General features: G+C 48.2%; 13 protein-coding genes. 4 read left to right on the top strand and 9 right to left on the bottom strand.

The features are described 5' to 3' along the window. Positions 1 to 7: 7 nt before the first annotated feature. Genes JSU04_01535 through galU form a run of 5 tightly spaced genes read right to left on the bottom strand, consistent with a single transcriptional unit; the run spans position 8 to position 5,878 of the window. Positions 8 to 1,180 (bottom strand): NAD(P)/FAD-dependent oxidoreductase, encoded by a 1,173-nt coding sequence (locus tag JSU04_01535; protein MBS1968955.1) that lies wholly within the window; start codon positions 1,178 to 1,180, stop codon positions 8 to 10. Between the two features lie 53 nt (positions 1,181 to 1,233). Then, entirely contained in the window at positions 1,234 to 2,064 is an 831-nt protein-coding gene (locus JSU04_01530; GenBank protein ID MBS1968954.1) for a hypothetical protein, read from the bottom strand. Positions 2,065 to 2,076: 12 nt separating this feature from the next. After that, on the bottom strand, positions 2,077 to 4,131 hold the full coding sequence (gene priA / locus JSU04_01525) for a primosomal protein N' (protein ID MBS1968953.1): 2,055 nt from the start codon (positions 4,129 to 4,131) through the stop codon (positions 2,077 to 2,079). Continuing rightward, complete coding sequence (locus JSU04_01520; GenBank protein MBS1968952.1) at positions 4,128 to 4,979, bottom strand: hypothetical protein; 852 nt, start codon at positions 4,977 to 4,979, stop codon at positions 4,128 to 4,130. The genes priA and JSU04_01520 overlap by 4 nt, the downstream gene beginning before the upstream one ends. Next, positions 4,979 to 5,878: a UTP--glucose-1-phosphate uridylyltransferase GalU gene (gene galU, locus JSU04_01515; protein ID MBS1968951.1), complete on the bottom strand. Its 900-nt coding sequence runs from the start codon at positions 5,876 to 5,878 to the stop codon at positions 4,979 to 4,981. Before galU ends, JSU04_01520 begins: the two co-directional genes overlap by 1 nt. A 138-nt stretch (positions 5,879 to 6,016) precedes the next feature. Between galU and JSU04_01510 the strand changes: the two genes are divergently transcribed. Continuing rightward, positions 6,017 to 7,270, top strand: coding sequence for a hypothetical protein (locus JSU04_01510; GenBank protein MBS1968950.1), 1,254 nt, complete (start codon positions 6,017 to 6,019; stop codon positions 7,268 to 7,270). Positions 7,271 to 7,285: 15 nt separating this feature from the next. Here JSU04_01510 and JSU04_01505 read toward each other — a convergent pair whose 3' ends face one another. Continuing rightward, on the bottom strand, positions 7,286 to 8,362 hold the full coding sequence (locus JSU04_01505; GenBank protein ID MBS1968949.1) for a M23 family metallopeptidase: 1,077 nt from the start codon (positions 8,360 to 8,362) through the stop codon (positions 7,286 to 7,288). A 35-nt stretch (positions 8,363 to 8,397) separates the two neighbouring features. On the opposite strand from JSU04_01505, the gene JSU04_01500 reads away from it, so the two are divergent. Continuing rightward, the gene (locus tag JSU04_01500; protein MBS1968948.1) at positions 8,398 to 9,243 is read left to right on the top strand and encodes a hypothetical protein; all 846 of its coding nucleotides are present in this window, start codon (positions 8,398 to 8,400) and stop codon (positions 9,241 to 9,243) included. Between the two features lie 252 nt (positions 9,244 to 9,495). Here the strand turns inward: JSU04_01500 and JSU04_01495 are convergent, their stop codons facing one another. Together JSU04_01495 and JSU04_01490 are read right to left on the bottom strand one after the other, a co-directional pair. Beyond that, positions 9,496 to 10,770 (bottom strand): TonB family protein, encoded by a 1,275-nt coding sequence (locus JSU04_01495; GenBank protein MBS1968947.1) that lies wholly within the window; start codon positions 10,768 to 10,770, stop codon positions 9,496 to 9,498. 25 nt (positions 10,771 to 10,795) lie between these two features. Continuing rightward, positions 10,796 to 11,089, bottom strand: coding sequence for a DUF2388 domain-containing protein (locus JSU04_01490; protein MBS1968946.1), 294 nt, complete (start codon positions 11,087 to 11,089; stop codon positions 10,796 to 10,798). Between the two features lie 262 nt (positions 11,090 to 11,351). Between JSU04_01490 and JSU04_01485 the strand changes: the two genes are divergently transcribed. Both JSU04_01485 and JSU04_01480 read left to right on the top strand, forming a co-directional pair. Then, the gene (locus JSU04_01485; protein MBS1968945.1) at positions 11,352 to 12,116 is read left to right on the top strand and encodes a hypothetical protein; all 765 of its coding nucleotides are present in this window, start codon (positions 11,352 to 11,354) and stop codon (positions 12,114 to 12,116) included. 113 nt (positions 12,117 to 12,229) lie between these two features. Continuing rightward, positions 12,230 to 13,543 carry a hypothetical protein gene (locus tag JSU04_01480; GenBank protein MBS1968944.1) on the top strand — a complete coding sequence of 438 codons (1,314 nt, stop codon included), beginning with the start codon at positions 12,230 to 12,232 and terminating at the stop codon, positions 13,541 to 13,543. On the opposite strand, the gene nagZ is transcribed toward JSU04_01480, so the two are convergent. Continuing rightward, entirely contained in the window at positions 13,530 to 14,636 is a 1,107-nt protein-coding gene (gene nagZ, locus JSU04_01475; GenBank protein ID MBS1968943.1) for a beta-N-acetylhexosaminidase, read from the bottom strand. The two genes, JSU04_01480 and nagZ, sit on opposite strands and share 14 nt — an antisense overlap. Between the last annotated feature and the right edge of the window lie 17 nt (positions 14,637 to 14,653).

Here is a 14,653-nt window from a genome sequence, read left to right as displayed (position 1 = left end):
CTAGGAATTACATTTCAGCAGGAGTCTCTGAATCAGTTTCTGCTTGTGTTTCAGCTTCAGTAGAAACTACTGGAGCAGTCACATCGAAACCAAGAGCTGCCATTACCAGATTTGCTTGTGCAAGAGCGCCGATGAGGTTCTTCTGAGCGTTCACCGGACCAGAAGCGACCCAAAGGTTATTCAAGCCTGGAAGGGATTGATTCCCATTGAGTTTCAATTCGCCGTCACCCGCGATTTGGGGGGCTACCACGATGCGCTCAAGCTTAACAGACTCAAGAGCTTCAGGGTATGCACGCTTGATTTGACGTTTGATTTTTTTAAGAGCCGCACCAACAACTTCGCTGTCTTCAGTCACTTCGTCTTCAATGAAGGTCATCCACTGAGAAGCCTGCAAAGTCTGTTCGCCCTCCGTCACAGCTGGAGAGAAGCGGCCTACGCAAGGTCCGATTTCGTCTTCCGTAGTTCCGTTAAGAATGTGCATAGAAGCAACATCAGTCACTGCACGAGTGTGGCAGATATCAAGACACAAAGCTGTCCAGTAAGTATTTTTGCTCAGTCTTTGGCGAGCACGGATAGAAATAGCATCTTCAGGCAACAAGATAGCAAGGTCTTTCACGGAGCCACAGAAGATGAAATTATGTGCGCTCAAAGTTTTCGCGCCGTTAATAGTCACCTGAGTCACAGTTTCGCCAACGGCGTTGAACTTTGTGACATAAGAGCGCGGCATGAACTCGCCTTTGAATTTTTCAAACAACAATTGCGTCCAAGCATAAGGCTCAAGCTTCAAGCCAAGAGTTTTATTGGCCGTGAAATAGTTGAGTTCTTCGTAGAATGGCGGAGGGTTTTCACCGAAGCCGACAAACGGTTTGAAGGTGCCGGAAGCATACGTGATCGGCGGAAGCTCTTGGCTTTCACCGGCGATTTTAAGTCCAAGAACGTTTTCAAGGAAGTCGATCGCATTGCGTGCGCTTTCAGTGTCAGGGACATAACGAAGACCGTTATTAGTAACACCCGTCGGGAATTTAATTGCGCGGTTCATACCACCAGAAACATCGCCACTTTCAAGCAAAGCGATGTTGTCGGTGAAGCGGCTCAATGCCGCTGCGATACTCAAGCCACTGAGTCCACTTCCGATAATTGCATAATCATAAACGTGATTTTGAGATTTTTTCTGAGCCATATTTCTAACATCACCGCCGACGGGAGGCTTTGCAAGCGCAAAGATGACAGAAACTAACTAACGCATTTAATCAAAAGGCGCAGAAGGCCGCGGACCGCGGGTTTGGCCCAAGAGTGCTTGTCGAGTAAGCAAGCGATCTGAGGAGAAACACGATAATACCATTTGGTGAAAGCACGTCCCCAGATATGTTTTTTCAAATGATGATCACGGAAAAAGCGCAGTTGTTGCACTTCTAGAGCGTAAACACTTTCAAACGCAGACGTCGCAACAAAGCACCGTGGGCGGCTTTCAGAGGACATCTTGAGGAACTGCTTAATTACAGCAGGATTTTTAGCAGATCTTTGGAAGATCTCTGCTTTGCGAATGATATCCGGGTAAATGGGTGTGAAACGAATAAAAATCGACAGCTGTTTTGCAGCGGCTGACTGGCGCTCGGCATAGCGCTCGCTGGTGTCGTAAATTCTCAAGAGATCCCAGTAAACAGAGGCTACCACAGTGAGTTCCGTATGACGGGCGCTTTCTTTGAAAAGCTCGGGTTTGAGTTCGCCTTTTTTGCAATCAAAGACGATCTCCATAATCTTGATATATTTTTCGTAAGCGGCCGCCGCTTCAGAATACATTTTCTGACCCATGCAAGTGCGAGCTTGCTTAATCAATTGCACGCGATTTTTCCAAAGATTCAATCGATGTTGTTCTTTCGCTCGCTCTTGCGCCATGAGGACGCCACCACTCGAGGCAGCAACACTTCTTTGCATCTCGGTAATGCAACCCACGCAAACCTGCCCGGGTACGGATTCACCGGACGCCTGCAGTTTCATTGCAATATCACCAGGGACTGGATGCAATTCTGTTACTTGGATTCCACAACGGGGGCATTGGATCATTCTTTAATGCTACTAGAGTAAATTCATAGGGTCTACATCAAGAAGGATTTTAATACCTGTTGGTAGCCACTCTTCGTTACCCATCGTTTGTCGAGCAAACGCATTGATCACATTTGCTTGCGGTCCTTTTAGGAGCAAGTGAAAGCGGAATTGCCCTCTGAGTTTTGCCAGAGGCGCTTCTGCCGGCCCGAGAATTTCAACGAGTTCGTATTGAGGAAATTGAGCTTTCAAAGCCTGAGCACGTTTAGCCAAAAGTCGAGCTGCATCTTGAACCGCTCTCAAGTGATTTCCTTGAATGCGGAAACCAATAATTTTTCCCGCTGGTGGATAATTCAACTGGGAACGGTTTGTTAGTTCTTGTTGTGCAAATCCTTCGAAGTCATGTTTTTGCGCGTAGATAAGGCTTTCATGCTCAGGATTGAAAGTCTGAATGATCACGCATCCTGGGCTTTCACCTTCTTTAACGTGACGGCCGGAGCGTCCGCTCATTTGAGTAATGAGCTGAAAACTTCTCTCTGTCGCACGGAAATCCGGTAAATTAAATCCGACATCGGCAAGTACTAATCCCACGAGTTTTAACTTCGGGAAATCGAGTCCCTTGGCGATCATCTGTGTCCCCACCAGAATATCAATCGTGCCATCCTCCATCTCAGTAATCAGATTTTCGAGATCCGCACGGTTTTGAATTTCATCACGATCGGCGCGAGCAACTTTTTTTCCGGGGAAAAGTGCGGTCAGATCTTTTTCTAAAAGCTCTGTCCCTAGACCCATCGCTTCGAGGTGCCCTTCAGAACAATCCGGGCATTTTTCTTTGAAGCTCTCGTGATAATCACAGTAGTGACAAACGAGGTGTGAATGATGATGCAAAGTCAGATTAATATCGCAATTCGGGCATTCACGCGTGTGACCGCACGCTGGGCAGATCACCATTTGCGCAACACCACGGCGATTCAAAAAGAGAGCGGCCTGGTCACCGTTTTCAAGAGTCGCTTTCATTTTTTCAAACAGCAGGGGGCTCATCCAGAAAGGTATTTCAGAATACTTTTCTTGTTTTTCTTTTTGGGCCTCTTCAGACGCTTTTTCCCCACGCAAATCCACCACCAGCATTTCTGGAAGGGAACGATTTGCGACACGGTTTCTGAGAGTGTGAAGATGATATTTTCCTTCGGTTGCGTTCTTCCAAGTTTCAAGACTCGGAGTGGCCGAACCCAAAACAATCGGGCAGTTGGCTTGCTTTGCCAGCATCACCGCGGCGTCGCGGCCATGGTATTTTAGCTTCTCGTCTTGCTTATACGAGGGCTCATGCTCCTCATCGACAATGATGAGGCCCAGGTTTTGAATCGGACAAAATAGAGCGGAACGTGCGCCAATCAAAATGGATTTGCGTCCCTCGATAATATCCCACCATTGAGTCGTGCGTTCACGATCGGTCAATTGTGAGTGAAGGGCCGCGATTTTATCGCCGAAGCGACGAACGAAACGCTGGATCAGCTGCGGCGTCAGAGAAATTTCGGGAACAAGAACGATCCCGGTTTTACCTTGCGCCAGAGTTTGCTCAAGAAGATGCAAATAAACTTCGGTCTTACCCGAACCCGTGACACCAAAAACCAAGTGCGAAGAAAACTTATCGAAGCTTGCAATGCTGTCGACGGTTTGTCTTTGCTCCGGTGTTAACTCCGGTGGGGTGTCCGCCTTCATATCCGGAATCACCGGCGGACGCTTAGATTTGCGAAGTTTTTCTTTTCTTTCAAGCGGCGGGTAAGTCAATTGAACGACTTGGCCGATCGGGTAAATATAGTAATTCGCCAGCCACTCCAGCCATTTGATAAAATGCTCCGGCAAAGCTGGATATTCTTCATCCAAACTCGCAACGGCTTTTAACTTAATTTCTGGATCGAGAGCGGCTGTTGAAGGACCAAGAACAAGTCCCTTGGTGACACGTTTTCCGAGGGGAACGTTCACCAACTGACCTCTTTGCAACGGCGGAAGTTCCGGCGCATGCAAGTAGGTCAGGGCCTCTGGAAGTGGAGCATCAACAGCGATCTTCCAGAGAGATGTTTCGGTCATCGAAACCTCGAGTAGAAGTCGAGAACGACATCTTTCGCCGGCTGACTGTTTAAGCCATCAAGCTTCATGTTTGTATCAAGTGCGGATGCTTGGAAAGTGTTTGCTGGTAAAGATCCGCGGTGAGAAGTCACGCCGATCAAACGAATCGTCACCGTGTTTTGACCCCAGCGGATCGTACGCACTTTCGGATAATTGAGGCCACGAGCGTATTGATTGTAATTATCAGCCGTCACTTCTACTTGGCTTGGCAAACGGAACTTACGAACTAGGAACTGATCTTGTTCAATCCAGAAGCCCGGGTTGCCGTTGCCATCCACCGGAGATGGGACGCCAAAGGCGTAGTTCACAGTGCCGCCCGCGCGAGATAAGCGAACGAAATCATCTGGCTCGTACTTGAGCGTCTCGAGATTTTTTGGCATTGGCTTTTTCGCAAAGGCATTTGTCGGCAAAATTTTGAGATTCATCAAAGTGCTTGCCAGCTGATCCGTCGAGCGGAAGTTAAAATACTTTTCGAGGAAGTCTTCTGAAATGCGAGAGTTCTGTTTGCTGCCGTTGTAAGACCAGCGCTGACCGCCGGCATAGACGAACTGCATTTTGATCTGATCTTTCAGATCTTTCGTTCCGGTCACAGTCACTTTCATGGTGCGATCGTTTTCAATCAACCATGTTTCTTTCAAAAACAAAGAATCCTGAGCGTTGTTGAACTGAACTTCTTGCTCGATAGAATAAACACCGCCGCCAGCATTTTCAGCTGTTCTTTGCAAAATCATGCGAGCTGGTGGGATGTACGCAAAAGCCGCCGGAATAAAAACAACCGGTGAAACCAACAGAATTAAGATTTTCTTCATCATGCGAAAGTTCCGTTCTTAAGTTTTTCTGACACTTGCAGAATATAATCCTTAAGCCCGGCTTGCAATTCTGGATTTCGCAGGCCCAGCTCAATATTGGCCTGAAGATAGCCTAATTTATCACCCGCATCAAAACGGCTGGCTTTAAACGTCATTGCGTTGAGGCCTTTTTGATCACAAAGCACCTTCATGCTGTCCGTGAGCTGAATTTCACCGCCCAGAGAGGGTTTAGCGTGTTTTAGAATTTCCATGAGTTCGCCATCAAAAACGTAGCGACCAGGCAGAGCCCAGCGGCTTTTCGTCTCTGTTGGCTTTGGTTTTTCAACCAAAGACTTCACTTTGAAGAAGCCTGATTTTTGCTCTTCCACTTCAGCGATACCGTATTTGGAAACGTCCTTTTCAGGGACTTCCATGATCGCGATGGTTGAGGTGTCGGTTTCATTGAAAGAATTCACAAGCTGCGCTGTAACGTTGGGCTCGCCGTGGAAACCCATGGTAATTTCATCACCCAGCAAAACTGCGAAAGGATCTTTGCCGACAATCGGCTGACCCATCAAAACAGCGTGACCCAAGCCGAGAGCTTGCTTTTGGCGGATGCTGATGATGTTCGCCATATTGCGGATTTTAGTCAGACGCTCCAGCAAATGACTTTTCCCATCTTTTGCCAAGCGGTCTTCAAGTTCATAAGAGGTATCAAAGAAATCTTCGATGGCATGTTTGCCACGTCCAGCAATCAACACGATGTCTTCGATGCCGGCTTTGACGGCTTCTTCGACGACGTAGAAAATGATCGGAGCGTCTACAATCGTGAGCATCTCTTTCGGGACTGTTTTAGTGGCTGGGAGGAAGCGAGTTCCTAAACCTGCGGCTGGGATAATTGCTTTTTTTACTTTAGACATGTTTAATAAATCTCAGACGTTTCATTTTAAGACAAGTCCTAAACCTGCCTGTCTCAAATTGTAATAGCAGCTGCTTTTTGGAGCAGTGCTCAGAACGAATGTGTTACTCTGAATTTGGGGGATTCTATGAGGACCGACGTGCGTAGTAATCTGTTAAAGTCCTTGTCTGCCGTTTTCGCGTGCGGACTCCTTGTTTTCGCCTTCCAAAACTGCGGAAAAGCGGGTTTCGATTCGGCCATTGATACAACCGAGAATCTAGCCTCTGTTGGTTCAGACACAGCAGCTCCTTTCGCATTCAATGCAACATTTGATCAAATTACTTACAACTCTTGCTTTGGCGCAGGCCTCAGCACAAATGCCGCATATTTCACAGTCAAAGCTGGTTCCTATGATGGCGGCGGTGTGAATTTAACGTCAAACTTCATCACCTATGTGAACTCGAAACTCAAACCACAATATCCTTCGACCACTGTCACTGTCGAACAGATGAAGTCCTATGTTGGTGAAACTGTTGAAAACAACTCGGCAACATTGCAAATGGCACTGCGCACTCGCGGCGCGCCACAACAAGTGCGCAATCCAACCGGTTCAAATCCTGCTTTGAACGTGGACTATGTGAACTTGATGACCGATTTGACTGATGACCGCATCATGGAGCCTGTGTTCAGATCTTTGGGCGGAGTAGTGAACTACTTTCCACTGGCGGCGACAGCGGCTCAGCGTGTGATGGAAGCTAAAATCACTTACAACAACGATGAAGGTGTGGCGTACAGCCTGCGTAATGACTTATCTAACAACGGCATGCTTGCCCTGACTTACACAGGTCCTACGGGAACTTCAGCGTTTGCGGCAAGAATGCCTTCTTCGACGACAGATACGTCAATCGCTTACGGCCGTGGCTACACGATGTTGTTTGCAGCGGATATCGCTCCTTTGACTCAGGCGATCGCTCAAAGCACAACGGTGGCTCCGAACTCACGCAATCCGAACAATATCCTTGTCGGCATTCAAGAGACAGATCTTGCAAATCCAGCGGCAAATAGCGGTGCGACTTGGAGCTGTGCTCAGGGGCGCCGTTATGCGATCGTAAAAGCTGCGGACTCGGCAACTTATTGCCCAGCAGATTCGATTGACCGTATGGGTGATGCGAACTATCGCCGCGAACTTGAAATCGTCCGCCGCCATTTGCCGGCTTCTCAGTGGGATGTCAGCATAGATCGCCGTTGTGTCGTTCCGAAGTCGGGCACATGCTACAATAATGCGGCTGGTACTGCTGAAGAAGCGGTTGAGTACGATCAAAGAAACGAATGCTATCAAGGCTTGCAAGGTCTTGCGAACCCAGCGATTGCAAAACGCTGCGCTCAGTATATTTCAATCTGTCTTCGTAACTAAGATGCGTTCTCGCTGTTAGAACTGCGCGACTTTCGCATGCAATAAGTTTTCTGCAAAAACAGGATAAGGGCGTAAGAACTTGAGTGGATCCACCATGCGTCCTTTTTGTCTTACGGCAAAGTGCAAATGCGCTTTCGTGCAGTAGCCGGTACAACCGACTTCGCCAACACGGTCGCCGGCGTTGAGTTTTAAGCCAAAGCGAATGCGCGAATCCAGTTTACGCATATGATTGTACGATGTTTCGACTCCATTTCCATGCATGAGCACAACGTAATTCCCGGCAGCTTTGTTCTTGCCGAAGCGAACAACGGTGCCGTTACGAGCGGCGTAGATCGGAGTTCCTTCTGGCAGTTCAAAGTCGACGCCTAGGTGTGGCTGCACTTTGCGTGTGATCGGATGACGACGGTGAGGTTGGAACAAGCTTGCCACGCGCAGGTAGGTTACCGGCGCATAGAACGGACGATTCTTCAGTAGATCACTTTCAGCAATGAAGACGCCTCCGCCCTTTTCGATCTTTACGAATCGTTTTTGAATGTTATTGCCGCGAATTGCGAGAGAAGTCTGCAGAACCTCGCCATAGCGAATGAAGAATGGGCCGTCGTATTTTTTCTCGACCGTGAGCCAGAACTTTGCGCCGCGCTCAAGACCACGATTGAGATTATAGTCCATAATGTAGGCGTCCATAAAACGCGATGCCACCCAGTTGCTATTCACTTTGTCGAGAATATTTGCCATCAGTGAACCGCGAACTTGTCCGTCGTAACGAGCCACAGTGGTTTTGAAAATGGCGCGGGCTTTTCTGGCCTCAACACCCTGAGCAGACTTCTTAATAACAAACACGACCGGCTCTTGCGGATCATACAGGCGCACTTCGGTTGCGCCCCCTTCACTGCGAACCAAATAACCCACGTCGAGTTGTAAATATAAATGACGCAGGTCCGGTGCTAACGTCAAAGCGCGGCCGCGCTCAGTTTCGCTAAAGCCATGGAGTTTTAATAAAGAAACAACATTGTCACCGGTCCGTACCTTTTTTGCGATAAAGCCATTGGCTCCGGCGAAAGCTCTTTGATAGGATAACAGCGAAAAAATCATCCAACTCGTGAATACGAAACGGTAGAGGTACTTCAATGCTCAATCCTTTAAGCGTGTTAAAACATCCTGTTTTACTGAGCCTTTATTTTATATCTAGTTTGGCTCACGCCCAAAGTTTTTCTAGTGCTGCTACTGATGGTGTGGCCGGTGCGGGCCGGGCTGCGGTCGAGGCCGGGGACGTCAACTACTTGAATCCAGCGGGATTAGTCCACTTGAAGGGACGATATATTTATGCGACCGGAAGCAAAGACGATCTGTCCTTAAGTCTAAGCGAATCAAGCCGCGAGGTCGTGGTTCCCGCGAGTCTTTCTTATTTACAGCGAAAGGCAAAAGACAGCACCGATCAAGATGTGAAGTGGAAAGACACGCGTTTGTCGCTCGCTGATTTTGTCGTCGACAAACTCTCGATGGGGATTACCGGGACGATGAGTACTGTGGATTACAAAACCAGTACATACAATCAGACCAACGGGCACTTGGGATTGTTTTATACTCCAACCGATCACTTCGGTTTAGCGTATGTTTTTTATAATATGTTTGGTGGGAAGGACACGGTCCCTGAAGAGGTCCGCGAAGAATCGCAGATGGCCGTGGGGCTGAATTTTATTTATAAAAACTTCGTTCGTTACCGTTTTGATGTGCTTTCTGCCAAGAATAACAACTTCGGCAAGCCGGCTTATATTATGGGGCTTGAGACCCTATTAAACGAGTGGCTGATCTTCCGTATTGGGTACAAGAACGACATTTTAGCCAGCCAGGAGCTCTTTACCCAGGGGATTGGCTTTCATGGGCCGGTCTTCTCGGTGGATTATGCCCACCAGGGGTCGGTAAAAGGTGCTAATTTTGATCGCCACTCCATTGACTTGTCCTTTTCCTTTTGATACCTAACACCATCCGTTAAACTTGGAGATGAAACATGGCTTCTAAAACTAAAAAGACTGAATACATTCGCGAAAAGAAAAGAACTACTAGCGGTACTAAACGTAAAGCTGCTCTTCGCAACAAAGGCACTACTAAATCTGCAAAAGCCCTTTTTAAAGACTAAATCATTGATTTGATTGATCTTTTAAAGAAAAAAGCCGGTATATCCGGCTTTTTTCGTTTGTCTAAACTCTATTGTCCATTATCCAACTCTATTTTCTAAGCTGGCCGCCGGCTTCCAGAGCCTCCCCATTCAGGGTCCATTTAAACGGCATTTCCACCCAGCCTTCTTGTCCCGGATAGAACTTCCATTTTTTCAGAGCCGCCAGGGTTTTTGAGTCCAAATTGCGATATCCCGTGGATTGGCCGAGCTTAAACTGCGAAAGACTGCCGTCTTTGTTCACGTAAGCATAGAACATTGTCTGACCCTCTTGACGGGCTAAACGCTCTTCTTGCGAATATTGAGGAAACTTATTGCCCGGCATTTGACGGAGTTGTTCGAGCGAACGCACGCCACCTGGAATGCCTGCAACTTCCTTCGTGGGCGCTGGAGAGCCGGAATTGCCGGTCCCTTCACCCTCATCTGCAGTGCCTTTGCCATGAGCTTCTTTCAAAGCGGCAAGGCGGGCATTCGCTTCTTCACCTTCACGGGCGATTTGTGCTTCACGAGCTGCGGCCGCACGGGCTTCAGAAGCTTCGCGATCTGCTGCTTGTTTGGCTGCAAGACGGGCTGCTTTATCAGCGGCCGCTTTTTCTTTGGCTTCGGCCGCGGCAATGGCAGCGACATCGGCTTTGCGACGAGCTTCTTCGGCTTGGGCGGCAGATTTCGCCAGAGCTTGGTTTTCTTGTTCAACTTCTCTCAAGGCGTCGTCGCCATCTTGGGCAGCTTTATCGGCGTCGCTTTCGATGGATTTTTTAGCGGCGATCACGGCTTTACGATTTTCGCGGTCGACTTTTTCGAAGTCGTCTTGAAGATCCTTTTCATCCATCTGAGCGACAGCGACTTCACCGGTGTCTAAGGTTTCAAGATCAGGAGTGGAGATATCATCTAAAGTCGCTGGTGCTGCTGCTACTGCTTTCGGAGCTGCGGCCACGGCCTTGGGAGCCGCCACAACGGGTGCTATCTTGGGCGCCACAGACTCAGCCGGTTCTGTCGGAGGTGCTACAGGAGCGGCTTTTGCGACAGGTGCGGGAGCTGCTGGTGGCTCGACAGGAGCTGGGGCCGGCGCTGCTTCGCCTTTAGTTTCAGGAACGTTGGTGCCGTCAGCAATCGGCTTCGCAGCCGTTGTTTCGCTTTCGACTTCAAACTCGATCACTTCTTTTTTCGGGAATTCAATCGGCGGTACGCTCATGAGCGCCACGGTGGCGACCAGAGCTGCGTGAAGCATCACTGACAATGAGATAAAACGGCCCGACTTATTCTCCGTCAAATCAACGGGCATCGGTGGCAATTCGTTCTCGGTTTGTTGCAAGCCTTTAAATTCCATGACGGACTCCTAGATTATTCAGTAACTACTCAGCCTGAAGAATGGCGATCGAAAGGTCCATATCAGAAGATTGCAAACGAGGTCTTTCACGACGGATCAGAGCCAGAGCACGCTTTAAGTCTTCGCCACGAACAGCGCCGTCAGAGAAAGTAAATTCGGCAGCATCACGTTCAGCAAGTTCGAACACACGGCGGTTGTTTTCAGATTCCTTACGAAGCTGAGTCACGGCCTGGAAAGTTTTTGATGGCGTTGAAGAGGCGGCCATAGCGGCGTCAGTCATCATGACAGCGGCAAGAACTGCGAAGAGAGTCTTTTTCATTGGGGGCTCCTATCCTAAGAGATTTAATCCATTGGGAAAGGAGCAAAGTCCTTGCCAGGATTTTGCGCCTTGAGAGGGCGTTCTTTTTCAGCTCAGGGAACGGGGGTGTTCCGGTTTTTGTCAGTGTTCCGGCTTTCATGAAGCTTTTACAAACAGCCCTAGGAGCCCGTTTGCCACCAGACCAAGGCTCGGAATTGTGGAAAACAGAGGGCAATGAGCGGGGTTTTCTGTAAACTAAAACCACCGAGAAAAGGAATGAATCATGATTAAAAACGCATGTGTTTTAGTATCTTTGATCTTCGCTGTGAGCGTTGGTTTTTCAGCAGAGAAATCTTTAAAAGATCTCGAGGCTGCAACTGGTGCGGTTAATGCAAAGAACAACCAGTTCGCTCAAGACTTGGCGACGCTCGCAAAACAGCAAACAGAAGCGGCGAAGAAAGTTCAAGCTTTGCAAAAAGATTTCGATGTTGCATCTAACCAGTGGAAAGACACGGCGGGCGGGATTTTTGGAATTGGCCGCGGTGCCGGTGACAGAGAGTTGAAAAAGAAAATGGACGATGCAAAGGAAAAACTCGACGCTGCGAAAAAAACGGCGGGTGAGCTCGATGATAAGGCAGAAAGTTTAAATCGCGATAAAGTGAAGCTGCTTCAAGAGTCCGGCAAAGAGATCTATGATTTGAAGTCACAAAATAAAGCCATCACGACGGCGATTACGACTCAAGGTTTGCTGACAGAGTTTGCGACCTTGCATGGCAAAGTGGGAGATACAGATATGGCGCTTGAAAAAGTATCTAACGCTTATGATAAGTCTCTCATCGGTGCTTATTTGAAAGACAAGTTTGGTCTTCTTTTGAATTCGCAAACAATGTGCGAAGGTGTCGCTCGCTGCCGTGTTCCCGAGCGCAAAGAAGTTTCAGCTGAGACCATCCAAAAGACACTTTTCCCGGGGACTGAGAACTCTACTCGCAAAGGCAATCTGTACGATAAATCTCACGGTAGTAGCAGTGAAAACGGTACTGCTAAGTAGTTGTTAAACTTCTAGTCAGTTTGAATATTATATCTGAGTGAACCCCGCGAAAACCGCGGGGTTTTTCTTTGAGGCCGAAAATTCTGGCAAGGGAGTTGCTTTGTTTTCTCTCTATGAAAACAAAAAATATTCTTTTAGCGGCATTGACGGTTCTGACCATTCCATTTTCGTCTGCTTTTGCGCAAGAGACCGAGCTCATTTCCCTGAGTGCTTATGCGCGTATTGGCAATGGAAGTTTTAAAAACAAACTTCCAGTGGATATTCGCGATAAAGATATTAACTCGCCGAAGTCGGTGCGATTCTCGGCTGATGCCAGAAAGATTTATATTAACTCTCTCGAGGGCGGGAAGACGGTTGTGTATTCTTGGCCCGAGTTGCAAAAACTAAAAACAATCGTTCACAAGTTCACGGAAAAAGATGCAGGCCTCTTTGAGGGTGAAGTCAGTGCGTTTGATTATAAGTTTTATTCTAAGCCACCAACAGGGGATGTGAATCAATTCATGGGGAAACCTGTGGAAAGCGAATTGTCTGCGGATGGTCGCTATCTTTGGGTTCCTTACTATCGCCGCGATTGGGATCGCTCTGGCCAATCACCAAGTGCGATTTCGATTATTGATACCCGCACAGATGAAATCGTGCGGGTCATGCAAACGGGGCCTGTGCCGAAGTTTGTTGTTGCATCGCCGGATGGCAACTATGTGGCTGTGATGAACTGGGGCGATAACACGATTGGTTTAATTGATACTTCAAGCAGAGATCCTCGTCAGTACCGCTATGTGGCTCACATGGTGGTGGAAAAACAGTTAAGCCAAGACGGACTCGAAGGCACAGACCGCGATTCAACCTGTGGCTTCTGTCTTCGCGGCAGTCTCTTTACTCCGGACAGCCAGTATTTACTGGTGTCACGCATGGGTAAAGGAGGTATTGCTGGATTTCATATTCCAACGCGCACTTATTTGGGCTCGATCATGAATATTGCCTCGACACCAAGACATATGGTGCTGAGTCCGGACGCTCAAACGATTTACGTGAGCTCGAACTACGCAGGGGTTGTTTCTAAAGCTCCTTTGACAGAAGTTGTAAAAGCTTTGATCTCTGCAAAGGGCAAAAGAATCAACGGGCCAAAATGGAAATCGGTTTCTGTCGGTCAAGGGGCGCGGACGCTGGATATTTCTCCGAAGGGCCGATTCCTGTTTGTGGCGGTGAACAATTCAGCGGAGCTTGTCACTTTGGATGCACAAACGTTGCAGGTGCTTTCGCGTATTAATGTGGATCCATTTTCAGTGGGCTTGGCGGTGGCGCCAGATATGTCGGCTGTGATCGTAACAAGTCAGGGCCGTGCCGGAGAAGGCGGAGGCAACGCCGTTAACATCATTCGAGTGCGTGCTAACGACGAGCCTGTTCTTTCGACGATTAAGCTTCAATAAGTCCCGGAGGAACTTCACCTTTGGCAAGAGCTTGGGCCACTCGCTGGTGATCTTCGCTGCCAACGATCTTCAATGCTTCGTCTAGTGGCATTGGATCTGGGTGAGGGATCTTATCTTTCTTAACTTCCATGATTTGCTTATAGCTTGCTTCGAGGTCCGCTTTTTTTAGCGTGCCTTGAGCAGTCGCTTCTGTAATGCCTTCGATGGCACGTGGTGGTGACAGCGGCTCATTACAATAGAGCAAGATCTGAGCTCCAGCTTGCAGGGCGCGAACTGGGATCTGCTTTGGATCGTAGTGCTTCGCCATGGCTTTCATATCAAGATCATCTGTCACGATCAAACCACGATAACGGCATTGTTCACGAAGGATTTTCTTTAAGAAAGTCTCTGACAAAGTCACAGGCCATTCTGGATCGATATTTTTAAAAAGAATGTGCGACGTCATCACCATATCTACGCGCGCTTTGAAAGAGCGCTTAAATGGAATGAGTTCCAAACTGTCCAAACGCTTCAAATCAAGTTCTTCCACCGGAAGATCTTCGTGGCTGTCGACAATCGTATTGCCATGACCAGGGAAGTGCTTCGCGCAAGAGATGATATTTGATTTGATGTAACCACGAACTAAAGCGGAAGCGTGTTTTGCCACCATTTCAGGATCGCTGCTGATGGAGCGGTCGCCAATGACTGTGTTCTTTGCATTCGTAAAAACATCCACGCACGGAGCGAAATCCAAGTTGATACCGACCGCATTCAGTTCCAATCCCATTTTATTAGAGAAGTGGAAAGTCACTGTGGCGTTGTCAAGATCACCGAGCTTCTTGAGTGGTGGCCACTGAGTAAATGGCGCTTTCAATCTTGCAACACGGCCGCCTTCCATATCGATGCCGATAAAAAGCGGAGCTTTGTCTTGCATTTGGTGGCGCAAAGACTGGATTTCTTTGCAAAGCTCATGAACCTGTTTTGGTTCAGAAACATTGCGGCCCATCAGAATAATGCCGCCGATATTATTGTTAACGATGAATTTCTTTTCGTCCGCGGTCAGGGATTGCCCGGCAATCCCGATAATCATGTGTTGGCCGATCAGTTTATTCATAAGTAGATCCCCTTTTA

The sequence above is a fragment of the Bdellovibrionales bacterium genome (assembly GCA_018266295.1).
Taxonomy (GTDB): domain Bacteria; phylum Bdellovibrionota; class Bdellovibrionia; order Bdellovibrionales; family Bdellovibrionaceae; genus JACMRP01.
The sequence above is the reverse complement of the archived record's forward strand: the minus strand, read 5'-3'. Positions and strand labels throughout refer to the sequence as shown.